The following is a 20,911-nucleotide window of genomic DNA, read 5'->3' on the forward strand; positions in this document are numbered from 1 at the left end:
AGCCGTTAGGTCGTCAACTCTTTTTTAAAAAAAATTCATTTAATTAAAGGAGTTAGGGCAATTTGCAGAGCAAGCGCCTTTGCCCTCACGCCCCGGCATGCGAGAATGTGTTCTCTTTTTCTTTCCCTCTCGATGGTTAATCACGCGTCATGACTGCACAACTAATCGACGGCAAAGCGATCGCCGCTAGCCTGCGCCAGCAGATCGCCAAGCGTGTCGCCGAGCGTCGCCAGCAAGGCCTGCGCACTCCCGGCCTCGCAGTGATCCTGGTCGGCAGCGATCCAGCCTCTCAGGTTTATGTCTCGCACAAGCGTAAAGACTGCGAAGAGGTCGGCTTTCTTTCCCAGGCCTACGACCTGCCCGCCGACACCACCCAGGAAGACCTGGCAGGCCTGATCGATCGCCTGAACGATGACCCGAACATCGATGGCGTCCTTCTACAATTGCCACTGCCCGAGCACCTGGACGCATCACTGTTGCTCGAGCGCATCCGCCCGGACAAGGACGTGGATGGTTTCCATCCTTATAACGTCGGCCGCCTGGCACAACGCATCCCACTGCTTCGCCCCTGCACGCCAAAGGGCATCATGACCCTGCTGGAAAGCACAGGTGCCGACCTGTATGGCATGGATGCGGTGGTGGTCGGTGCGTCCAACATCGTTGGTCGCCCAATGGCCATGGAGCTGTTGCTGGCCGGCTGCACCGTGACCGTGACCCACCGTTTCACCAAGGACCTGGCCGGTCACGTCGGCCGCGCCGACCTGGTGGTTGTAGCAGCCGGCAAGCCTGGCCTGGTCAAGGGTGAGTGGATCAAGGAAGGTGCCATCGTCATCGATGTCGGCATCAATCGCCAGGAAGACGGCAAGCTGGTGGGCGACGTGGTTTATGAAACCGCCCTGCCCCGCGCAGGCTGGATCACTCCAGTGCCCGGCGGCGTAGGCCCCATGACACGTGCCTGCCTACTGGAAAACACCCTGTACGCAGCCGAGTCGCTGCACAGCTGAGTGTCCTTGCGCACACAAAAGCCCGCCATCGGCGGGCTTTCTTTATTCTGTAACACCACAGTATTTACCTCCCCTTATCGCTGGCGACTTCTAGCCCGGCGCCTGCCATTCGATCCAGACCGACAATGCACTACCGTTCAGGAGAAAATCGGTTTTTTTCTTGGTTTTTAAGGGTTTTCGGCTGACTGCTGAAGAGCAATCGACAGTTCTTCCGCCATACTCATAGAATGTAACGTTTTTCCCAAAAAGCCCGTTGCAAAACGGCATATCCATTCTATCGAGTCCACCGGCGTGAAAATTCGTCTCTCCATCCTCAGCTTGTTGTTTGCTGTGTCCGGCACCCTACTCATGCACAGCGTCGACGCCGCCGAAACTACCGCGGTCCCAAGAGACACGTCACAACTGCACATCGCCTCTGGTAGCGCCCTGCTGCTCGACCTGCAAACCAACAAGGTCATCTATTCCAGCAACCCTGACGTCGTGGTCCCCATCGCTTCGGTCACCAAGCTCATGACCGCCATGGTGGTGCTGGACGCCAAGCTGCCCATGAACGAATACATTTCCGTGAACATCAGCGACACCCCGGAAATGAAGGGCGTGTTCTCTCGAGTCAAACTCAACAGCGAACTGAGCCGCCGGGAAATGCTGCTGATCGCCCTGATGTCCTCGGAAAACCGTGCAGCCGCCAGCCTCGCCCATCACTACCCAGGGGGCTATGCCGCGTTCATTGCGGCGATGAACGCCAAAGCCAAGTCCCTGGGCATGACCCACACTCGCTATGTGGAGCCCACCGGCCTTTCGATCCATAACGTTTCCACCGCACGGGACCTGAGCAAGCTACTGGTGGCAGCGCGCAAGTACCCCCTGCTGAGCGAGTTGAGCACCACCAAGGAAAAGACCGTGGCATTTCGCAAACCCAACTACACGCTGGGCTTTCGTAATACCGACCACCTGGTCAACAAGGAAAAATGGGACATCAAGATCACCAAGACCGGGTTCACCAACCAGGCTGGCCATTGCCTGGTGCTGGTCACCAGCATGAGCAATCGCCCGGTAGCCCTGGTGATTCTCGATGCCTTCGGCAAGTACACGCACTTCGCCGATGCCGGCCGAATCCGCAACTGGGTGGAAACCGGCAAGAGCGGCTCGGTACCGGACGTAGCCTTGCGCTACAAAGCGGAGAAAAACCTCAAGAACCGCCAGGCCGGAGCCACCCAGGCATCCCACTGAGCTCCCCTCGCATGATCACAACGGCGCCCATGGGCGCCGTTGTCGCGTTCAACCGATCAGTGACCGTCCAAGGCCTTGGTGGCCCGTGCCGCCGCTTGCTCCTGGCCCGCCTGGGCCAATTCGTCAGCGGCCTTCAGCCAACGCTGGCGATCGACGGCCGCTGGCAACTGGTTCGGTGCCTGGATCAGGACTGCAAAGCTGCCAGCGTCCTTCCAGGCCGATTCGAACGCACCGAACTCCATCAACTGGCGGCGACTCTTCGCCCCGCGCAGCAGCACCGTCTGCTTGTCTCGGTTATAGCCGGCCAGTACGGCGTAGCGCGGTTGCGCCCAGAATGCCGCCCCCTCGGTGAACCGCACCATCACTGGATACCCTGCCGCAACCTGGGCCAGCAGCGCAGGCAGGTTGTCATCCAGGGGATAAACCACCATGCCGTATTCCCTGGCCAGTTTTTGCATGTTCTGTGGCAGTTGTGCCTCGGCACCCGGCAAGTGCAGGGGTTTGTCCAGCAGCCCCGGGGTGATCACGATCCCCTGTTGCGACAGCATCCCGGCCAGGGCCCCCGGCCCGCTCTGATACATCTCGCCACTGAAGAACGGCACACTGTTGAGCTCCACTCGCTCCGGCAGGCGCTGAATCTGCGGCTGCACGCTGCCTGTACAACCGACAAGGCCCAACACACAGGCACTGGCCAGCAGCGCCGCTCGAAATCCAGGAAATACCCGCACCATCATTGCTCTCTATATCAGGCGCCGGGCAGTCCTCTTCCGGCTGGGGCCCTGATCATAGGGCGCTTGAGGACGGGGGTATAGCGTTTGACGACAGTTAATCGAAAACCATAGAGCGAACTGTTCGAGGACTCTCGACTATTGGTCAATAGCCTGAAACACAGAGACTACTAGACTGTCTTCTAGTAAGAATCGTGCCCCGCCAAGGGGTATGGAAGGAGGCACACATGAGCCTGACAACGACGATCCTGATGCTGATCCTGGGCTGGCTGGCAGTTGCCGGTGCCATGCTCTGGGGCGTACTGCGCATCGTCCGCCGCCATCACCCGCCCCGGCAGTCGCCCGCAAGCATCACCCCAGCAGAGAAAGAGCACCGAAATCCCGCGACCGCTCACTGACCGAACGTGCCCCCCCATGAAACGACCGCCTGGCTCCAGGGAGCACAGGCGGTCTGCCGTGGGCTAGATCCTGCGATCAAGCCTCGGACTGTGCGGCCTGGCGCTTTTCCCGGGCCCGACGAGCCAGCATGTTCAAGCATTCGATAGCCGCCGAGAAGGCCATCGCCGCATAGACATAGCCCTTGGGCACATGGGCGCCGAAACCTTCGGCAATCAGTGTCATGCCGATCATGATCAGGAAGCCCAGGGCCAACATCACGATGGTCGGGTTGTCATTGATGAACTTGGCCAGCGGCTCGGCAGCCAGCAACATCACGATCACCGATGCCACCACGGCAATGATCATGATCGGCAAGTGCTCGGTCATCCCCACCGCAGTGATGATGCTATCGATGGAAAACACCATGTCCAGCAGCAGGATCTGGCCGATGGCAGCGGCAAAGCCAATCGCCACGCCAGGAGTCGCGACTTTTTCCTCCTCTGGCTTGGAATCCATGCTGTGGTGAATTTCCGTGGTGGCCTTCCACACCAGGAACAAGCCACCGGCAATCAGGATCATGTCCTTCCAGGAGAAGCTCTGCCCCAGCACCTCGATCACCGGCTCAGTGAGCTGGACGATAAAGGCCACGGTGCTCAGCAGCGCCAGGCGCATGAACAGGGCCATGCCGATCCCCAGGCGCCGCGCCTTGGCTCGATGCTGCTCCGGCAACTTATTGGTAAGGATGGAGATAAAGATCAGGTTATCGATGCCAAGCACGATCTCCATCACCACCAAGGTAGCCAGGGCCACCCAGGCAGTGGGGCTGGCGGCGAGCTGTAAAAGGTAATCCATGGGTCAATCCCGACTCGGTTGCATGAAAGATCAGATTTCCTGGGACGACTCGGCCTGCTTGGCGCTGTCATCGGTTTTCTTGTCCTTGCCGACACCACTACCAGCCGCATCGCTCAATGCTTGCTCTGCTGCCTTGTGGGTATCGTCGATCGCTTGCTTGGCTGACTGTGCCGCCTTGTCCAGCACCTGCTGGGCACTCTTTTCTGCCTGCTCGCAGCCCGCCAGGGTCAGCATAGACAGGGCCAGCACGATAGCTGAGCCCAGGGGTTTGAATGACATGCCGATTTCCTCGATAGAACGCACAGGACCAATGAGAGCCCTGTCGATGGCGAGGCATTCTATGGAGCGTAACAGTTCAGGAAAATTCGTATTTATTGCAGCTATACTTCGGTTTTTACGAATAGTTAATCGTCATGCTCAACTACCGCCAACTGCACTACTTCTGGGTTGTAGCCAAGACCGGCAGCATCGTACGGGCCTGCGAGCAGCTGAACCTGACCCCGCAAACCATCAGCGGACAGATCAGCCTGCTGGAGCAAACCTATGGCGTCGAACTGTTCCGCCGCGTAGGGCGCCAGCTGGAACTGAGCGAAGCCGGGCGCCAGGCCCTGCCCTACGCCGAACAGATGTTCCAGCTCGGTAACGAACTGCAAGCCATGCTCCGCGCCCGTCCCGACGAGCAGCAGATCCCGTTCCGGGTCGGGGTCGCGGACGTGGTGCCCAAGTCCATCGTCTATCGACTGGTCGCTCCGACCATGGAGCTCAGCGAGCCGATCCGCCTCACGTGCCGCGAAGACAAGCTCGAACGCCTGCTGGCCGACCTGGCCATCCAGCGCCTGGACCTGGTGATTTCCGATAGCCCGATGCCGCCCCACCTGGATATCAAGGGCTACAGCCAGAAACTGGGGGAATGCGGAATCAGCTTCTTTGCCACCCAGGAACTGGCGCGCCTGCACGGCGCCAACTTCCCTCAAGGACTGCATGGCGCCCCCTTGCTGATCCCCGGCCAGGAAACCGTGGTCCGCAGCCGCCTGTTGCGCTGGTTCGCCGAACAGCAGCTACAACCACGAATCATCGGTGAATTCGACGACAGCGCCCTGATGCAGGCCTTCGGCCAATCCGGCAGCGGGATCTTCATTGCCCCCAGCGTGATTGCCGATGAAGTCCAGCAGCAATACGGCGTGCAGTTGATAGGCCAGACCGACGCCGTGGCCGAATCGTTCTATGCCATTACCGTGGAGCGCAAGGTCAAGCACCCCGGGATCGTTGCCATTACCGAGGGCGCGCGACGGGAACTGTTCACGCCCCTCGGCCACTGATCAGGAAGCGCAGGCCTGTGGCGCCTTCACCTTCATCAACACCAGCGCCAGGGCAATCGACAGCAGGATGAAGCCTGCCGCCGCGAACCCCAGGTGCCCCAGGCCCAGGGTATCGATTACCCGGCCGCCGACCATCGCCCCCAGGCCGACCCCGATATTGGCTCCGGCGATGTTCAAGGACGCGGCGAAAGCCGGAGCTTGTGGGGCTGCCTTCATCATCCGCACATGACTGACCAGGAACATCGCCGCCTGGGTCATGCCCCAGATACCCATGGCCGCGGCCAGCCCCAGGGTCGAATGAATGCTCGGTACCAGGGCCACCATGCCCCCCATCATGAGGGCACAGAACACCATCGAGGCAATCAGCGGATGGCGATCGACAAAACGCCCCCCCAGGGAGTTGCCGATCAGGCCTACCGCACCGAAGCCCATCAGGCACCAACCCACCAGCGTGCCGTTGAAACCGGCCAGGCGCTCAAGGATATCCGCCAGGTAGGTGTAGGCCGTGAACATACCGCTGAATACCAGGATCGACAGCAGCACATGCCCCTGCATCAGCGGACTGCGCAGGATAGCGAACTGCGAGCCCAGGCTGGCCTGTTCGTTGTGCACCGAAGTCTTCGGCAGATAGAGATACAACAGCAGCGCCTTGGCAAAGGCCACCAGCGCCAGGATGGCGAATGCACTGCGCCAGCCGAAGAGATCGGCGATCAGGGTCCCCACGGGAATTCCGAATACCGTGGCACAGACGATGCCGAAACCGATCTTGGAAATAGCCCGCCCGGCCTCGTCCGGCCCGACGATATCCACCGCGGTTTCGCTCGCCAGGGCCCAGAACACCGGCAAGCCCAAGGCCGGCACCAGCCGTGCCAGGGCCATCACCCAGATGTTCGGTGCCATCGCGGCGACGGTATTGGACAGCCCGAACAGCACCAGCACGATGATGAACAGCGGCTTGCGCGGAAAACGCGCGCAGTAAGCGGTCAGGAACGGACCGAAGGCGGCGACGGTGAAGGCGAACAGCGTCACCAGCAAGCCGGCCTGGGACACACTGACCTGCAAGTCCCGGGCAATGGCTGGCAACAGGCCAACGATCACGAATTCCGTGGTCAGGATGGTAAAGCCCGCAGCCGATAACAGCAGGATGGGAAACAACATGCAAAACTCCAGCGACGACGGATGACAGCGACGGCCCGGAGGGCGCGCTGACCGGATAGGAAAAATGGGGATGGCGAATCTTAACAGAGTGGATACAGGTCAAGGCAACCGCGTTATCCAACTGATCGACACGGCAAGTGGCAGATCGTCACATCCACACGGGAAGCCGGGCCTGCTGTGATAAAGTCCGCCCCTGCCCCCAAAACAGGCGGCTCGACACTCGATGGTCGTCCTGCCTGCCTGTTGCTTGTCCGACCGCGGCCTTGCGTGGCGGTTCCACTTTGGGTCAGTTTCCGGCCCAGGGTCGCTGCATGCACTGCACATTAAAAAAATAGAGATACCGTTTATGAACGCTTCACCACCGTCCTTCCTGCAATCCCTCAAGCGCCTGAGCCTGGTGACGCAGATCGTCATCGGCCTGATTGCCGGTATCCTCCTGGCACTGCTGGCGCCTGAGGTGGCCAAGTCCACCACTTTCGTCGGCAAAGTGTTCGTCTCGGCGCTCAAGGCCGTGGCACCGATCCTGGTATTCGTGCTGGTAATGGCCTCGATCGCCAACCACAAGCATGGCCAGGAAACCCATATCCGCCCGATCCTGGTCCTCTATCTGCTCGGCACCTTCGCCGCCGCGGTGGTGGCCGTGATCGCCAGCGCCCTGTTCCCCTCTGCCCTGGTGCTGTCCACCCACGACGTGACCATCAGCGCACCGGGCGGCATCAGCGAAGTGCTGCAAAGCCTGCTGCTGAGCGTGGTGGACAACCCGGTCAGCGCCCTGATGAACGCCAACTTCATCGGCATCCTGGCCTGGGCCATCGGCATGGGCGTGGCCATCCGCCATGCCGGTGAAACCACCCGCAGCGTGCTCGAGGACCTGTCCAACGGCGTCACCCTGATCGTGCGGGTGGTGATCCGCTTCGCGCCCCTGGGGATCTTCGGCCTGGTGGCCTCGACCCTGGCCACTTCGGGCTTCGATGCGCTGCTCGGCTACCTGCACCTGCTGGCCGTGCTGATCGGCTGCATGCTGTTCGTGGCCCTGGTGATGAACCCGCTGATCGTCTACTGGAAGATCCGCCGCAACCCGTTCCCGCTGGTACTGACCTGCCTGCGCGAAAGCGGCATCACCGCGTTCTTCACCCGCAGCTCGGCAGCCAACATCCCGGTCAATCTGGAGCTGAGCAAGCGCCTGGGCCTGCATGAGGATACCTATTCGGTATCCATTCCCCTGGGCGCCACCATCAACATGGCCGGTGCGGCGATCACCATCACCGTGCTGACCCTGGCTGCCGTGCACACCCTGGGTATCGCCGTGGACCTGCCCACCGCCGTGCTGCTGAGCGTGGTGGCCGCGATCTGTGCCTGTGGCGCTTCCGGCGTCGCCGGCGGTTCGCTGCTGCTGATCCCCCTGGCTTGCAGCCTGTTCGGTATCCCCAGCGAGATCGCCATGCAAGTGGTGGCCGTGGGCTTCATCATCGGCGTCCTGCAAGACTCGGCAGAAACCGCACTGAACTCCTCCACCGACGTGCTTTTCACCGCAGCAGCCTGCATGGCCCAGGAAGACAAGGCACAAGCCTCGGCCTGATCCGCAGCACGAAAAAGCCCGGCCAGGTCGACCCTGGCCGGGCTTTTTTCATTCATCCAGAAAAGGCGCTAACGCCTCAGAATGCCCCCATGTAGTCACGCTTGCCGACCTCTACGCCGTTGTGACGCAAGATCGCGTAGGCAGTGGTGACATGGAAGAAGAACTGCGGCAGGCCATAAGTCAGCAGGTAGGACTGGCCGCTGAAGCGCTTCTCTTTCGGCGTGCCCGGACGGGTGACGATCTCGATGCCTTCCTTGCCGTCGACCTGGGACGGCTGGATGCCATCGATAAAGGCCAGGACCTTGGCCAGCAGCGCCTGCAGGTCAGCGAAGCTGGTCTCGCTGTCGTCGTACTTGGGCAGCTCGACCTCGGCCAGGCGCGCCGAAACGCCCTTGGCGAAGTCCACGGCGATCTGCACCTGGCGCACCAACGGGAACATGTCCGGGTACAGGCGCGCCTGCAACAGCGCATTGGGCTCGATACCCTTGGCCGTCGCATGGGCCTCGGCCTTGTGCAGTACATCGCTCAGGGCCTTGAGCATTTGCTTGAAGACAGGAACGGAAGCGGCGTACAGGGAAATAGTCATGACAATCTCGATCAGAGGTGGTGGGAATACAGCGCGCGAGGATTATAGCCGCAGCCATTGCCCGGGTGGGTTTATCCGCCCGGCCCCTGGCGATACTGGCTTGGAGCGACGCCGAACCAGCGCTTGAAGCTCTGGGAGAAACTCGACAGGTCGCTGAAGCCGAGCCTTTGCGCCACCTGGGTCAGGCTCAGGCCAGGATTGCCCAGCAGTTCCAGGGCCTGGCGACGCCGATGCTCGGCCAGCAATTGACGATAGCTGCTGCCCTGCTCCTGCAAGCGTCGTTTCAAGGTCCGTACGCTGGTGCGGTTCAGGCGAGCCATGGCTGGCAGGTCCGCAACGGCCCCCGCTGGTAGCGCATCCAGATGCTGGCGCACCTGGGCCACCACCCCCGGGTGCATTTGCCGCTGCTCCAGCAGCTGCCTGCACATCTGTTCGCACATCGATACCGTCACCGGATTGGCCTGGGGCAAGGAGCGGTGCAACAAGCGCCGGTCGAATACCAGGCTGTTGCTCTGCGCCCGATATTCGGGACCCACGCCGAAAATCTTCCGCGACTCTCCAGCCCCCCGTGCACAGGCGGCGCACCGCAACGGGTGATCCGCAGCAAGCGGAAATCCTCGCCGACAATCTCCTTCATCAACACGGCCGCGGCCGCCATGTCCCGCTCCAGCAGAAAGCTTTGCAGCGCGACATCGGCCACTGCCGGCTCACCGAAGGTCAACACGCCCACCCCCGGCTCCTGGTGATAACCAATACTGGCGAAGGCATAGGTCAACGGCAGGAAACGCAAGGCCAGGCTCAACGCATCCGCCGGGGTCGCACTGCTGATCAGGCCGTAGCCGAACAAGCCATAGGTGGAAAAGTGATAGCGCAGCCCTACTTCGTGGCCCAGCCCTGGTGGATCCCCCAGCAACTCCAGCAGATTACCCACCAGCCGCAACTCCTGGGCCGCCGACAACAGACTGTTGGGGTCCTGCAGTTGCGCCATGGACAGCCTCGAACCCGCCAGCAGGCGTGCCAGGGGCAGGCCCCGCTCACGACCGAAGTTAACCAGCAGCAAAGCGCTGGAAGGTCCGCGAGTGAACGACTGAATGCTCATGGGCTGACTCATCCGGTGACGATTTGGCCCAAATACTAAAGCACTTGTCACGTTGCAGCATGGGGTCCATGAGCGATTGCCTCCATGCTTGACCCCCATCGGCGCCGCACTCTCGATCCAGGGGCGCGGTACCGCACCACACAACAAGAACAACGAGGTCGTCATGCCTGCACCCATCACTGCCAAGAACCCGGAGCACGACTCCAGCATCCCCCTTGAAGCCATCATCATCGGCACGGGCTTCGGCGGCCTGGGCATGGGCATTGCCCTGCGCAAGGCCGGGGTCAGCCGCTTTCTCATCCTGGAAAAAGGCCAGGACGTCGGGGGCGTCTGGCGCGAGAACACCTACCCCGGAGCAGCCTGCGACGTGCCTTCGCACCTGTATTCGTTTTCCTTCGAGCCCAACCCCAACTGGTCCCGGGTGTTCGCGCCCCAGGCCGAGATCCACGACTACCTGCAACACTGCGCCCGACACTACGCCCTATTGCCCCACATCCAGTTCGACAGCGAAGTCAGCCATGCCGAATTCGACGACAGCCAGTGCCTGTGGAAAGTCAGCTGCCGCAATGGCCAGTCGTACCTGAGCCGGCTGCTGGTCAGCGCCACCGGCCAGCTGAGCCGCCCCGCCCTCCCCAGGCTGCCAGGCATGGAGAGCTTCACCGGTCATGTGTTCCACTCCGCCCACTGGGATCATCACTATCCCCTGGCCGGCAAGCGGGTCGCGGTGATCGGTACCGGAGCCTCGGCCATCCAGTTCGTGCCACAGATTGCCGATCAGGTCGCGACGCTCAAGGTCTTCCAGCGCTCGCCGGCCTACATCATGCCCAAGGCCGATCGCCCCTACAGGCCAGAAGAACTGCAACGCTTTGCCCGCCATCCCCTGTGGATGAAGCTGGTACGCGCGGCTCACTACCTGCATTTCGAATCCCGCGCCCTGGGCTTCACCCGCCTGCAAGGCCTGACCCGCTGGGCCGTCGGCATACCTTTCCAGAAACTGCTGAAGGCCTCGGTGTCCAGCCCCGAACTGCGACGCCAGATGACCCCGGACTATCCCATCGGCTGCAAGCGCATCCTGCTGTCCAACGACTACCTGGCCACCTTCGACAAGCCCCATGTCGAACTGCTGACCCAAGGCATCAAGCGAATCACCGAACAAGGCATCGAGACCCTGGACGGCCAACGGCACGAAGTAGACGCCATCATCTATGGCACCGGCTTCGCCGCCACCGAGTTTCTCTCGCCCATGCGCATCACCGGACGCCTAGGGCAAGATCTCAACCAGGCCTGGCAGCAAGGTGCTGCCGCCTACCTGGGACTGAGCGTGCCGGGCTTCCCCAACTTCTTCATGCTCTACGGCCCCAACACCAACCTGGGGCACAACTCCATCATCTACATGCTCGAAAGCCAGATATCCCACGTGATGAAGGCTCGCCGTGCGCTCCTGGCCAATACCGCCCGGACCCTGGAGGTGGACCCACAATCCCACCAGCGCTTCCAACAACGAATCCAGCGGCGCCTGGCCACCTCGGTATGGAGCGGGTGCCAGAGCTGGTACGTAGACCCGAACGGCCACAACAGCACCAACTGGCCGGGTTTCACCTGGAGCTATCGCTGGCAGACCCGCCATGCCGGGCTGGCGGCCTACCAGTTCTCCAGCCCCCTGGATGGCGACCGAGCAACCGACGGGCAACGAATAGCGGCCCCCGGGGATTGGCTGGAACGAGGCAATGCGGCCTTCCTGCGACTCTTCCTGCGGGCCAGCTTCAGGGCCTTGATCGGCCCGCCCCGGCTTCTGGCCAGCCAGCGCAAGATCGTTGCCGGCCTGTCCAGGCTGATGCCTGGAGGTTGGGGAGTGAACCGTCACCGCAGCCGGCTGGGACATATGGCACTACAGATCGTCGAACCCAAGGCCAGCGCCGCCAAAGGGGTCATCCTCTACCTGCACGGCGGCGCCTTCTGCCTTGGCAGCCCCGACACCCACTACAGCATCACCAGCCGACTGGCCAAAGAAAGCGGCTGCGCGGTATGGGCACCGGATTACCGGCTGGCCCCGGAGCATCCCTACCCTGCTGCGCTGGAGGACTGCCTGGCCTGCTACGACGCCATCCGCGCCCAGGGCTACCCGGTAGAGCGGCTGCTGATTGCCGGGGACTCCGCCGGCGGTGCCCTGGCCCTGGCACTGGCCCTGGCCTTGAAGGAGCGCGGCGAGGGCATTGCCGCCGGCTTGCTGCTGCTCTCGCCGGTGACCGATCCGACGCTGGCCGGCGTCAGCATGCAAAGCCGCCAGGCCACGGACCCGATGATCCGCCGCGACTGGCTGGAGCAGGCCTTGCAGGCCTATGCCGCAACGCCACAGACGCTGCTGCACCGCCCCCTGGAAGCCGACCTGCGAGGGTTGCCGCCGATGCTGATCCAGGTCGGCGACCAGGAGGTGCTGCTGTCCGATTCCACACGCCTGGCCGAACGCGCCAGGGCATCGGCGGTGCCTTGTCAGTTGCAGATCCACGAAGGCCGTTGGCATGTCTTCCAGTTGCAGGCCTTCTACCTGCGTTCGGCCAGGGCCGCCCTGCGCGACCTCGCCCGCTTTGCCCGCCAATGCCTGAAGCGGGACAGTACAGACACCAGCGCACAAGACCGGGCGCCCAAGGCACAAACCCTGCCGACGCCATGACGCCCATTCGCGCGCCCCTGGCCAGGGGCGCGGCTTTTTTTAAGGCACGACCACGCGCCCTTGGAGGCGCCAGCACCCCGTGTAACCAAGTTCTGATGGCCAGGGGCCGCTTCTACAGGTAAAACAGAGCCCCTCGCAACCGGCCACCACGGCCATGGACCGCCCAGCCCACCCAACCCCACAGGCTGGGGTCGCCGCGCCTCTCTCCATCAGTTACCAAGGGACCTGTACTCATGAGCAGCGAACACGAAACTCCCAGCGAAGCACTGCGCCTTGGCAATGCCGAAATCCGCATCCTGGGCTCATTGATCGAAAAACAGGCCACCAGTGCGGAAACCTATCCCCTGACCCTCAATGCCCTGGTGATCGCCTGCAACCAGAAGACCAGCCGCGAGCCGGTGATGAACCTGACCCAGGGACAAGTCGGCCAGAGCCTGCGGACCCTGGAAGCCCAAGGTTTTACCCGCCTGGTGATGGGCAGTCGCGCCGACCGCTGGGAGCAGCGCCTGGACAAGGCCCTGGAACTGGTGCCAGCGCAATTGATCCTGTGCGGCCTGATGTTCCTGCGGGGCCCGCAGACCGTGAACGAACTGCTGACCCGCAGCGGGCGCATGCATGACTTCGAAGATGCCGAGCAAGTGCTGCATCAGCTCGAACGCCTGGTGGCCCGGGGCCTGGCCCTGCATCTGCCGCGCCAGTCCGGCCAACGCGAGGATCGCTACACCCACGCCCTGGGCGACCGCGCGGAGATCGAAGCCATTCTCGCCGCCCGCGGCAGCCCGGTGGAGCGCAGCACCGGTGGCGCAGTCGCCCTGGAACGCATCGAGGAACTGGAGGCGCGGATCGCCGCCCTCGAGGAGCGCCTGGCTCGCCTCGAAGGCTAGACCGTCAACAAACCGAAGGCGGCGCCAAGGGCGCAGGCCTTCGGTGGCCTGCACCCGTTGTGCCGGGGATCAGGCCCGGGCGTAGGCCACGGCCTTCTGGAACTGCTCCTGGCTGGGACGCACGCCGGTGTACAACACGAACTGCTCCAGCGCCTGGATGGCGATCACTTCCAACCCGGTGATCACCCGCTTGCCCTGGGCCCGGGCCTGTACGATCAACGGTGTTTCGGCCGGGATCGCCACCACATCGAACACCGTGTCCGCCGCGGCGATCGCCTCGGCCTCAAAGGCCAGCTGCTGGGCTTCGGGCCCGCCGCTCATGCCGATCGGCGTGACATTGACCAGCATCTGCGGCCGCAGCGCCCCCAGTTCGGCTTGCCACCGATAGCCCAGGGAGCTGGCCAGGGCACGCCCGGCCACCTCGTTGCGAGCAACGATCACACCGTTGTCATAACCCCCATCGCGCAAGGCACTGGCCACGGCCTTGGCCATGCCACCACTGCCACGCAAGGCGAAACTGCACGTCCTGGGCACGGCATGGGCCGCCAGCAACTGCGCCACGGCAATGTAGTCGGTGTTGTAGGCCTTCAAGTGGCCATTGGTGTTGACGATGGTATTGATCGAGGCAATGGCCTGGGCCGATGCATCCAGCTCATCCACCAGGGCGATGCAATCCTCCTTGAACGGCATGGAAACGCCGCAGCCACGAATGCCCAATGCACGGATTCCACGGACCGCACCCGGCAGGTCCTGGCTGCTGAAGGCCTTGTAGTAGAAGTTCAGCCCCAATTGTTCATACAAGTGGTTGTGAAAGCGCAGGCCGAAGTTCCCCGGACGCCCGGACAACGACATGCACAACTGGGTGTCTTTATTGGGGTTCATTTGCATCTTCATCTCCTCGCTTGGCACTTTCGGATAGACGGGATTGGCCAGCCACCCCGCTTGTGCCTGATCATATCGGCGCTTGTTCAACGGCCTCGAACCGTCCAGGGATAACGGTAAAGAGACCGGTACAGACCTTACACAACATTTACTCAGCGACTGTGCAGAATTTGCGATAACCGCTGTCTTAGAAGTATCCCCGCGTCAGTTCTTGGGTCTGGTGCAGACCATAAACGCAGGGGTTGAACCGAGGAAAAACCATGATCTCCAAAATCCCAAAGATAGCCCTGCTCATGGGTGCACTCGCTGTCGCAGGCCAGGCATCCGCCCACGGTGGTGGCTGGGTCGGCCCCGCTGCATTGGGTGCTGTTGTCGGCGCTGCCGTCGTGGGTTCGGTGATCGCCAACCAGGATCGCCCCGTCTACGTACAGCAGGCACCGGTGTATGTGCAACCGGCGCCGGTGTACGCCGCCCCGCCGCCCCCTCCGGTCTACTACCAGCCGGCACCGGTCTATGTGCAACAACCGGTGTACTACCGCCCGGCACCGGTCTACTACGGACCACCCCGTGGCTACTATGGCCACCCGCATTACTACTACGGCCCCGGTCGCTGGTAAGCGACAGCAGGATCAAACGACAGGCCCCGCCCCACAAGCGGGGCCTGTTGCATTCTGCCATCAGCCAGATGTCTGAATAATTCTGGAAGATGTCGTGACTGGAACAGTACTTGCGTTTAAATCCGGCAATAGTGTGCCGATCCCAAGGCCGCCCAGCTCGACACGGGATTGTCATGTTTGTGTCATTTGCGGGCTGCAAGATCGATCCAGTCCGATCATCCAAGGCCCATAACAACAAGGACGCCCCCCATGCCTACGCAAAATCCGCACCGCGTTGCCGGCCTCTGCACTTCCAGCCGGGTCTATGACGCCCTGACCGAACTCAAGCACCTGGAAGGCCATCGCAGCGCCAAGTTCCTCTCGCTGCTGGCACAAAACCTGGTGCGCAAGGGCCTGCTCAACGAACAGGAAGTGCTGCATATGCTCGACCAGGTCGTGGACTGAGCGCGACCTGTTGCCGATCATCACCTGCGCCCAATCGATGTCCACTATCGACCAGGGTGATTTTTCGTAGCACTGGGCGCTTTGTAAGGTAACCCCCACGCAAAAGGAGGTTCCCATGTACAAGCACCAGATCATGTCCGTCGTCGGCAGCGCCGTCCCCGCCCCACTGAGGGCCATGGGGTTGCTCGCCTGCTGGTACTTGGTACGCGATGGCGAAACCATCAGCGGCCCGCTGATGTCCCTGCCCGCCGCCCAGGCCCTGTCCCGCCAGCTCGACACCAGGGTGTTGCACGCCTAGCCAACCGACGAGGCCGGATGACCGTCGCACCCAAGGCTTTTTCTGCTCCAGGCATAGACGCAGGTCAATAAACCCGAGCGAGCACTGGCTTACCCTCGCGACCTTTTGCGATCGACAGCCCCATGACGCTCCTGGCCAAACCCGAACTCCTGGCTCCCGCCGGCACCCTGAAGAACATGCGCTACGCCTTCGCCTACGGCGCCGATGCGGTATACGCCGGGCAACCGCGCTATAGCTTGCGGGTACGCAACAACGAATTCGACCACGCCAACCTGGCGCTCGGCATCCAGGAGGCCCAGGCCCAGGGCAAGCGCTTCTACGTGGTGGTCAACATCGCCCCGCACAATGCCAAGCTCAAGACCTTCCTCAAGGACCTGGCTCCGGTCATCGAAATGGCTCCCGATGCACTGATCATGTCCGACCCCGGCCTGATCATGCTCGTGCGCCGACACTTTCCGGCCATGCCCATCCACCTCTCGGTCCAGGCCAATACGGTGAATTGGGCCAGCGTCGAGTTCTGGCAGCAGCAGGGCCTGAGCCGGATCATCCTGTCCCGGGAACTGTCGCTGGAAGAGATCGAGGAGATCCGCCAGCAAGTGCCGGGCATGGAACTGGAAGTCTTCGTCCATGGCGCGCTGTGCATGGCCTACTCCGGCCGCTGCCTGCTCTCGGGCTACATGAACAAGCGCGATGCCAACCAGGGTACCTGCACCAATGCCTGTCGCTGGAAATACAAGGCCGAGCCGGCCACCCAGGACAATCTCGGAGACATCGTCCAGACCTGTGAACCCGAGCCGACCCTGGGCCTTGGGGCGCCCACCGAGCAGGTCTTCCTGCTCAGCGAAGCCAACCGCCCGGATGAGCTGATGCCAGCCTTCGAAGACGAACACGGCACCTACATCATGAACGCCAAGGACCTGCGGGCCGTGCAGCACGTAGCCCGCCTGACCCGCATGGGCGTGCATTCACTGAAGATCGAGGGCCGCACCAAATCCCACTTCTATTGCGCACGTACCACCCAGGTCTATCGCCGGGCCATCGATGATGCCGCCGCCGGGCGCGAATTCGACCGCAGCCTGATGAACGATCTGGAGTCCCTGGCCCAGCGTGGCTATACCGAGGGTTTCCTGCGCCGCCATGTGCACGACGAGTACCAGAACTACCAGAACGGCAGCTCGGTCTCGGAGCGCCAGCAGTTCGTCGGCGAGCTTACCGGAGAGCGCCGTGACCGCCTGGCAGAAGTGAAGGTGAAGAACCGCTTCGCCCTGGGCGACCACATGGAATTGATGACCCCCAAGGGCAATTTCCACTTCGACCTGCACGAACTGCAGAACATCCAGGGCCAGGCCATCGAAGTCGCACCGGGGGATGGCCATACCGTCTACCTGCCGATCCCCGACCAGGTGGACCTGCGTTTCGGCCTGTTGATGCGCGACATCGGCGCTTGAGCCCCTCTCGTCGACCCCTTCAGGGTGCCGCCGGCCGCTAGCCGGCGGCGCTCACGCCACCAGACGCACACCGATTTCCCACGCCAGGCTCGCACTGGGCGCGCTGGGCTGGATATGCTTGGCTCGAAAACGCATGGCTCACGGAACACCAAACCGTGCCAGCGTTGCAGAACAACAACGACCACTGCCCAGGAATGTTGTGCTCATGCCCGACACCATCGTGCCCCGCCCCGCCGCAGAAGCGCCGGCCAAACCCATGGAGCAACGGCTGGAATTGCGCCACCTGCGCTATTTCAAGGCCGTGGCCGAAGAGCTGAGCTTCACTCGGGCCGCCGCGAAGTTGCACATGGCACAGCCGCCCCTCAGCCAACAGATCAAGCAATTGGAAGAAGACCTGGGAGTCGTCCTGTTCGAGCGCCAGGGCCGCCCCTTGCGCCTGACCGCGGCCGGCCGGCAATTCCTGCTCAAGGTCCGGGGCATCCTCGACGATGTCCAGTCCAGTGTCAGGGAGGTCCGCGAACTCGCCGAAGGCCATGGTGGGCGGCTGTCCATCGGTTTCGCCGGTTCGGTCATGTACAACAAACTGCCGGAGCTGCTCGGCCTGTTCCGCCAATGTTATCCAGGCGTGGAGCTGGAGTTCAGGGAACTGCTGGCGGCACAGATTGGCCCGGCGCTGCTGGCGCGTGATATCGACCTGGGGCTGGCCCGCCCGGCCCTGGAGGACGACCCGGCATTTCAGCAACGCCTGTTGCTCCAGGAGCCGCTGGTGGTGGCCGTACCGACAAGCCATCGCCTGGCAGGCCGCGAAGACATCGCGATCCAGGACCTGGACCAGGAACGAACCGTACTCTACCCGCGCTTCCCGCTGCCCAGCCTGACCGACCTGATCCAGAGCACCCTGGAACGGCTCGGCGTACACCTGCACCTGGTGCAGCACGTCGAGAACCTGCAGGCCGCCCTGGGCCTGACCCGGGCCGGGGTGGGACTGACCTTCGTGCCGCAGAGCGTCGGGGCCGAGTTACGCCAGGGCATCGTCTTCCTGGCTATCCGCGACAACCCGCTGTTTTCGCCACTGAGCGCGGCCTGGCTGGCAGGCACCAGCAGCGCCCCGCTGCGTAACTTCCTGCCCTTGTTGAACCTGGTAAGCAGCGTCCCATCCCCCCTGCCCTAGGCAACCCTGCCCATACCTCGATCGTCTGCAAGCATATGCAGCCGATATTGGACGCCACCGCAGTGGCTACATAACCTGCAGGTCAGTTCCCCGGGCCCTTGATATCCCAGGACCAGGCCCTCGCTACCCGCCAGCCCTCAATCACGGAGCCGTAGATGCAGGCATTGCCAATCGCCCACCGGACAGGAATCGAGCCTGACGAACGCCTCGACGCAGGCATTGTGTGAGCGGCTTGCCTGCCACCCTGGGCAATCGGCCGGATCGACTGATCTGCGCGCTGTTCCTCGTGCTCTGGTCGTCCGGCTTCGCCATCGTCAAGGTCGGGCTGCAATACAGCAGCCCGATGATGTTCCTGTGGTTGCGCTATGTAATCGTGGTGCTGGTGCTATTGCCCGTGGTGCTGGTGCAGCGCCCGCCCCTGCCCCGGGGCCGGCCCCTGCTGGCGATGATCGCCAGTGGCGTGCTCATGCAGTGCGTGTACTTCGCCGGGACCTACCTGGCCATCGACGCCGGGATCAGCGCCGGCCTGCTGGCACTGATCGTCTCGCTGCAGCCGGTGGTGATCGGCGTCGCCTCGCCCTTGCTGCTGCGCACGCCAGTAGCCGGTCGCCAATGGCTGGGGCTGTTGCTGGGATTTTTCGGGGCGGCGGTGGTGATCCTGGCCAAGTCCGGCGTGGAACGCTTCACCGCGCTGGGCATGGGCCTGGCCTGGCTGTCGCTGCTGGGCTTGAGTGCCAGCGTACTGCTGGAGAAGGCCTCGACCCCGCAGCCCATCGTTCTTTCGCTGTTCAGCCAGTACCTGCTGGGCATGCTGCTGGTATCGCCCCTGGCCTTGACCTTCAACGCCCAGCCGCTCCAGTGGAACTGGGCCTTCGTCGGCGCCCTGGGCTACCTGTCGTTCTTCAATTCGTTGCTGGCGATCGCCTTGCTGATGCTGCTGGTACGGCGTAACGAGGCCGCCAGGGTGTCGGCGGTGTTTTTCCTGGTGCCGCCCGGCGCGGCCCTGGTGGCCTGGCTGCTGTTGGGCGAACCGATGCCCTGGCTGGCGTGGGGCGGTGTGGTACTCGCCGCCCTGGGCGTGCGCCTGTGCAGCGCGCCCTCGCCAGGCAAGCCATTGCTCAAGTGATCGGCAGGACGGCCTGAGGCCAAAGGGGAGCCAGCGCGGCTCCCCGGGCGGGAATGCTGCTCAGAGCACCATGGCCGCGACCCAGCCGAAGGCCAGCAGCGGCAGGTTGTAGTGCAGGAAGGTCGGGACCACGGTGTCCCAGATGTGGTGGTGCTGGCCGTCGATGTTCAGGCCCGAGGTCGGCCCCAGGGTCGAGTCCGAGGCCGGCGAGCCGGCGTCGCCCAGGGCCCCGGCGGTGCCGACGATGCAGACGATGGCCACCGGGCTGAAGCCCAGTTGCACGCACAGCGGCACGAAGATCGCCGCCAGGATCGGCACGGTGGAGAACGACGAGCCGATGCCCATGGTCACCAACAGGCCCACCAGCAACATCAGCAGCGCGCCCACGCCCTTGCTGTGGCCGATCCAGCTGGCCGAGGCTTGCACCAGGCTGTTGACCTCACCGGTAGCCTTCATCACCTCGGCGAAGCCCGAGGCGGCGATCATGATGAAGCCGATCATGGCCATCATCTTCATGCCTTCGGTGAACAGCTCGTCGGTCTCGCGCCAACGCACGATGCCCGACATCGAGAAGATCAGGAAACCGCACAGGGCACCGATAATCATCGAGTCCAGCAGCAGCTGGATGACGAACGCGGCGACAATGGCCAGGCCCGCCACCATCAGGGTCCGCGGGTTGTACTGCACCTCCACCTGCTCGACCTTCTCGATCCGGCCCAGGTCGTAGACGCGCTTCTTGCGGTAGCTGACGAACGCCAGCAACAGGCCGCAGACCATGCCCAGGGCGGGAATGCCCATGGCGTGGGTGACGTTGACCTGGCTGATGTCGACACCGCTGCGGGCGACGTTGGCCAACAGGATCTCGTTGAGGAAGATGTTGCCGAAGCCCACCGGCAGGAACATGTAGGGGGTGATCAGGCCGAAGGTGATGACGCAGGCGATCAGGCGCCGGTCCAATTGCAGCTTGGTCAGCACATAGAGCAGCGGCGGCACCAGCAGCGGGATGAAGGCGATGTGGATCGGCAGGATGTTCTGCGAGGCGATGGCCACCACCCACAAAAGGCCGATCAGCAACCATTTGACCTGGCCGCCGCCATTGGCATCCTGGCGATCCACCAGCAGCAGGATCTTGTCCGCCAGGGCATGGGCCAGGCCGGACTTGGCGATGGCCACGGCGAAGGCCCCGAGCAAGGCATAGGACAGGGCCACCGTGGCCCCGCCGCCCAGGCCGCTGTTGAAGGCCTTGAGCGTGGCCTCGATCCCCAGGCCGCCGGTGAGGCCGCCCACCAGCGCGCCCACGATCAGGGCGATCACTACATGCACGCGGGACAGGCTGAGCACCAGCATCACGCCTACCGCGGCAATTACTGCGTTAATCATCGTTACCTCATTACTGCGGGCAAAAGCCGCGCAAAAGCCAGTGACCGACCGGAGGGC

The 20,911-nt window shown here is 62.9% G+C and carries 23 protein-coding genes; 13 read left to right on the plus strand and 10 right to left on the minus strand.

Annotated features, from left to right (window positions below; all coding sequences use genetic code 11):
• Positions 1-149: 149 nt before the first annotated feature.
• Positions 150-1,004: a bifunctional methylenetetrahydrofolate dehydrogenase/methenyltetrahydrofolate cyclohydrolase FolD gene (folD, locus tag I9018_RS21140; RefSeq protein ID WP_068582944.1), complete on the plus strand. Its 855-nt coding sequence runs from the start codon at positions 150-152 to the stop codon at positions 1,002-1,004.
• Between the two features lie 90 nt (positions 1,005-1,094).
• Here folD and I9018_RS21145 read toward each other — a convergent pair whose 3' ends face one another.
• Positions 1,095-1,277, minus strand: a complete 183-nt coding sequence (locus tag I9018_RS21145; RefSeq protein WP_241107419.1) for a hypothetical protein — start codon at positions 1,275-1,277, stop codon at positions 1,095-1,097.
• 18 nt (positions 1,278-1,295) lie between these two features.
• On the opposite strand from I9018_RS21145, the gene pbpG reads away from it, so the two are divergent.
• On the plus strand, positions 1,296-2,234 hold the full coding sequence (gene pbpG, locus I9018_RS21150) for a D-alanyl-D-alanine endopeptidase (RefSeq protein WP_241107420.1): 939 nt from the start codon (positions 1,296-1,298) through the stop codon (positions 2,232-2,234).
• Positions 2,235-2,290: 56 nt separating this feature from the next.
• Here the strand turns inward: pbpG and I9018_RS21155 are convergent, their stop codons facing one another.
• A complete protein-coding gene (locus I9018_RS21155; protein WP_241110185.1) occupies positions 2,291-2,965 on the minus strand; it encodes a peptidase C39 family protein in 675 nt (224 codons plus the stop codon).
• 224 nt (positions 2,966-3,189) lie between these two features.
• Between I9018_RS21155 and I9018_RS21160 the strand changes: the two genes are divergently transcribed.
• Positions 3,190-3,360 (plus strand): hypothetical protein, encoded by a 171-nt coding sequence (locus tag I9018_RS21160; protein WP_164487336.1) that lies wholly within the window; start codon positions 3,190-3,192, stop codon positions 3,358-3,360.
• Positions 3,361-3,436: 76 nt separating this feature from the next.
• Here the strand turns inward: I9018_RS21160 and I9018_RS21165 are convergent, their stop codons facing one another.
• Both I9018_RS21165 and I9018_RS21170 read right to left on the minus strand, forming a co-directional pair.
• A complete protein-coding gene (locus I9018_RS21165; RefSeq protein WP_068582938.1) occupies positions 3,437-4,192 on the minus strand; it encodes a TerC family protein in 756 nt (251 codons plus the stop codon).
• Positions 4,193-4,222: 30 nt separating this feature from the next.
• Positions 4,223-4,471 (minus strand): hypothetical protein, encoded by a 249-nt coding sequence (locus I9018_RS21170; protein WP_068582935.1) that lies wholly within the window; start codon positions 4,469-4,471, stop codon positions 4,223-4,225.
• Between the two features lie 134 nt (positions 4,472-4,605).
• Here I9018_RS21170 and nhaR point away from each other — a divergent pair, with 134 nt between their 5' ends.
• The gene (gene nhaR / locus I9018_RS21175) at positions 4,606-5,511 is read left to right on the plus strand and encodes a transcriptional activator NhaR (RefSeq protein ID WP_068582933.1); all 906 of its coding nucleotides are present in this window, start codon (positions 4,606-4,608) and stop codon (positions 5,509-5,511) included.
• Here nhaR and I9018_RS21180 read toward each other — a convergent pair whose 3' ends face one another.
• Positions 5,512-6,669, minus strand: a complete 1,158-nt coding sequence (locus I9018_RS21180; protein WP_241107421.1) for an MFS transporter — start codon at positions 6,667-6,669, stop codon at positions 5,512-5,514.
• Positions 6,670-7,015: 346 nt separating this feature from the next.
• Between I9018_RS21180 and sstT the strand changes: the two genes are divergently transcribed.
• Positions 7,016-8,248, plus strand: coding sequence for a serine/threonine transporter SstT (gene sstT / locus I9018_RS21185; protein WP_068582928.1), 1,233 nt, complete (start codon positions 7,016-7,018; stop codon positions 8,246-8,248).
• Between the two features lie 76 nt (positions 8,249-8,324).
• On the opposite strand, the gene I9018_RS21190 is transcribed toward sstT, so the two are convergent.
• From I9018_RS21190 to I9018_RS21200, 3 genes are all read right to left on the minus strand, one after another.
• Complete coding sequence (locus tag I9018_RS21190) at positions 8,325-8,834, minus strand: DUF1993 domain-containing protein (RefSeq protein WP_068582925.1); 510 nt, start codon at positions 8,832-8,834, stop codon at positions 8,325-8,327.
• Between the two features lie 71 nt (positions 8,835-8,905).
• Positions 8,906-9,370 carry a helix-turn-helix transcriptional regulator gene (locus tag I9018_RS21195; RefSeq protein WP_241107422.1) on the minus strand — a complete coding sequence of 155 codons (465 nt, stop codon included), beginning with the start codon at positions 9,368-9,370 and terminating at the stop codon, positions 8,906-8,908.
• Positions 9,283-9,933 carry an AraC family transcriptional regulator ligand-binding domain-containing protein gene (locus tag I9018_RS21200; protein WP_241107423.1) on the minus strand — a complete coding sequence of 217 codons (651 nt, stop codon included), beginning with the start codon at positions 9,931-9,933 and terminating at the stop codon, positions 9,283-9,285. The genes I9018_RS21195 and I9018_RS21200 overlap by 88 nt, the downstream gene beginning before the upstream one ends.
• A gap of 163 nt (positions 9,934-10,096) precedes the next feature.
• On the opposite strand from I9018_RS21200, the gene I9018_RS21205 reads away from it, so the two are divergent.
• Both I9018_RS21205 and I9018_RS21210 read left to right on the plus strand, forming a co-directional pair.
• The gene (locus I9018_RS21205) at positions 10,097-12,604 is read left to right on the plus strand and encodes an alpha/beta hydrolase fold domain-containing protein (protein ID WP_241107424.1); all 2,508 of its coding nucleotides are present in this window, start codon (positions 10,097-10,099) and stop codon (positions 12,602-12,604) included.
• 233 nt (positions 12,605-12,837) lie between these two features.
• Complete coding sequence (locus I9018_RS21210; RefSeq protein ID WP_241107425.1) at positions 12,838-13,488, plus strand: DUF480 domain-containing protein; 651 nt, start codon at positions 12,838-12,840, stop codon at positions 13,486-13,488.
• A 69-nt stretch (positions 13,489-13,557) separates the two neighbouring features.
• Here the strand turns inward: I9018_RS21210 and I9018_RS21215 are convergent, their stop codons facing one another.
• Positions 13,558-14,376 carry a shikimate 5-dehydrogenase gene (locus tag I9018_RS21215; RefSeq protein WP_068582915.1) on the minus strand — a complete coding sequence of 273 codons (819 nt, stop codon included), beginning with the start codon at positions 14,374-14,376 and terminating at the stop codon, positions 13,558-13,560.
• A 254-nt stretch (positions 14,377-14,630) separates the two neighbouring features.
• On the opposite strand from I9018_RS21215, the gene I9018_RS21220 reads away from it, so the two are divergent.
• The 6 genes from I9018_RS21220 (at position 14,631) to I9018_RS21245 (ending at position 19,474) form a co-directional block, all read left to right on the plus strand.
• Entirely contained in the window at positions 14,631-14,987 is a 357-nt protein-coding gene (locus tag I9018_RS21220; RefSeq protein ID WP_068582912.1) for a hypothetical protein, read from the plus strand.
• Positions 14,988-15,236: 249 nt separating this feature from the next.
• Positions 15,237-15,431, plus strand: a complete 195-nt coding sequence (locus I9018_RS21225) for a hypothetical protein (protein ID WP_011062291.1) — start codon at positions 15,237-15,239, stop codon at positions 15,429-15,431.
• A gap of 115 nt (positions 15,432-15,546) precedes the next feature.
• Positions 15,547-15,729 carry a hypothetical protein gene (locus I9018_RS21230; RefSeq protein WP_241107426.1) on the plus strand — a complete coding sequence of 61 codons (183 nt, stop codon included), beginning with the start codon at positions 15,547-15,549 and terminating at the stop codon, positions 15,727-15,729.
• A gap of 122 nt (positions 15,730-15,851) precedes the next feature.
• Positions 15,852-17,177: a tRNA 5-hydroxyuridine modification protein YegQ gene (yegQ, locus tag I9018_RS21235; RefSeq protein WP_241107427.1), complete on the plus strand. Its 1,326-nt coding sequence runs from the start codon at positions 15,852-15,854 to the stop codon at positions 17,175-17,177.
• 205 nt (positions 17,178-17,382) lie between these two features.
• Entirely contained in the window at positions 17,383-18,348 is a 966-nt protein-coding gene (locus tag I9018_RS21240) for a LysR substrate-binding domain-containing protein (protein ID WP_241107428.1), read from the plus strand.
• Positions 18,349-18,571: 223 nt separating this feature from the next.
• Positions 18,572-19,474 (plus strand): DMT family transporter, encoded by a 903-nt coding sequence (locus I9018_RS21245; protein ID WP_241107429.1) that lies wholly within the window; start codon positions 18,572-18,574, stop codon positions 19,472-19,474.
• 60 nt (positions 19,475-19,534) lie between these two features.
• Here the strand turns inward: I9018_RS21245 and I9018_RS21250 are convergent, their stop codons facing one another.
• Positions 19,535-20,851 (minus strand): Na+/H+ antiporter family protein, encoded by a 1,317-nt coding sequence (locus I9018_RS21250; protein ID WP_164487374.1) that lies wholly within the window; start codon positions 20,849-20,851, stop codon positions 19,535-19,537.
• Between the last annotated feature and the right edge of the window lie 60 nt (positions 20,852-20,911).

This window comes from Pseudomonas sp. MPFS (assembly GCF_022537035.1).
In the GTDB taxonomy this organism is placed as follows: domain Bacteria; phylum Pseudomonadota; class Gammaproteobacteria; order Pseudomonadales; family Pseudomonadaceae; genus Aquipseudomonas; species Aquipseudomonas sessilinigenes.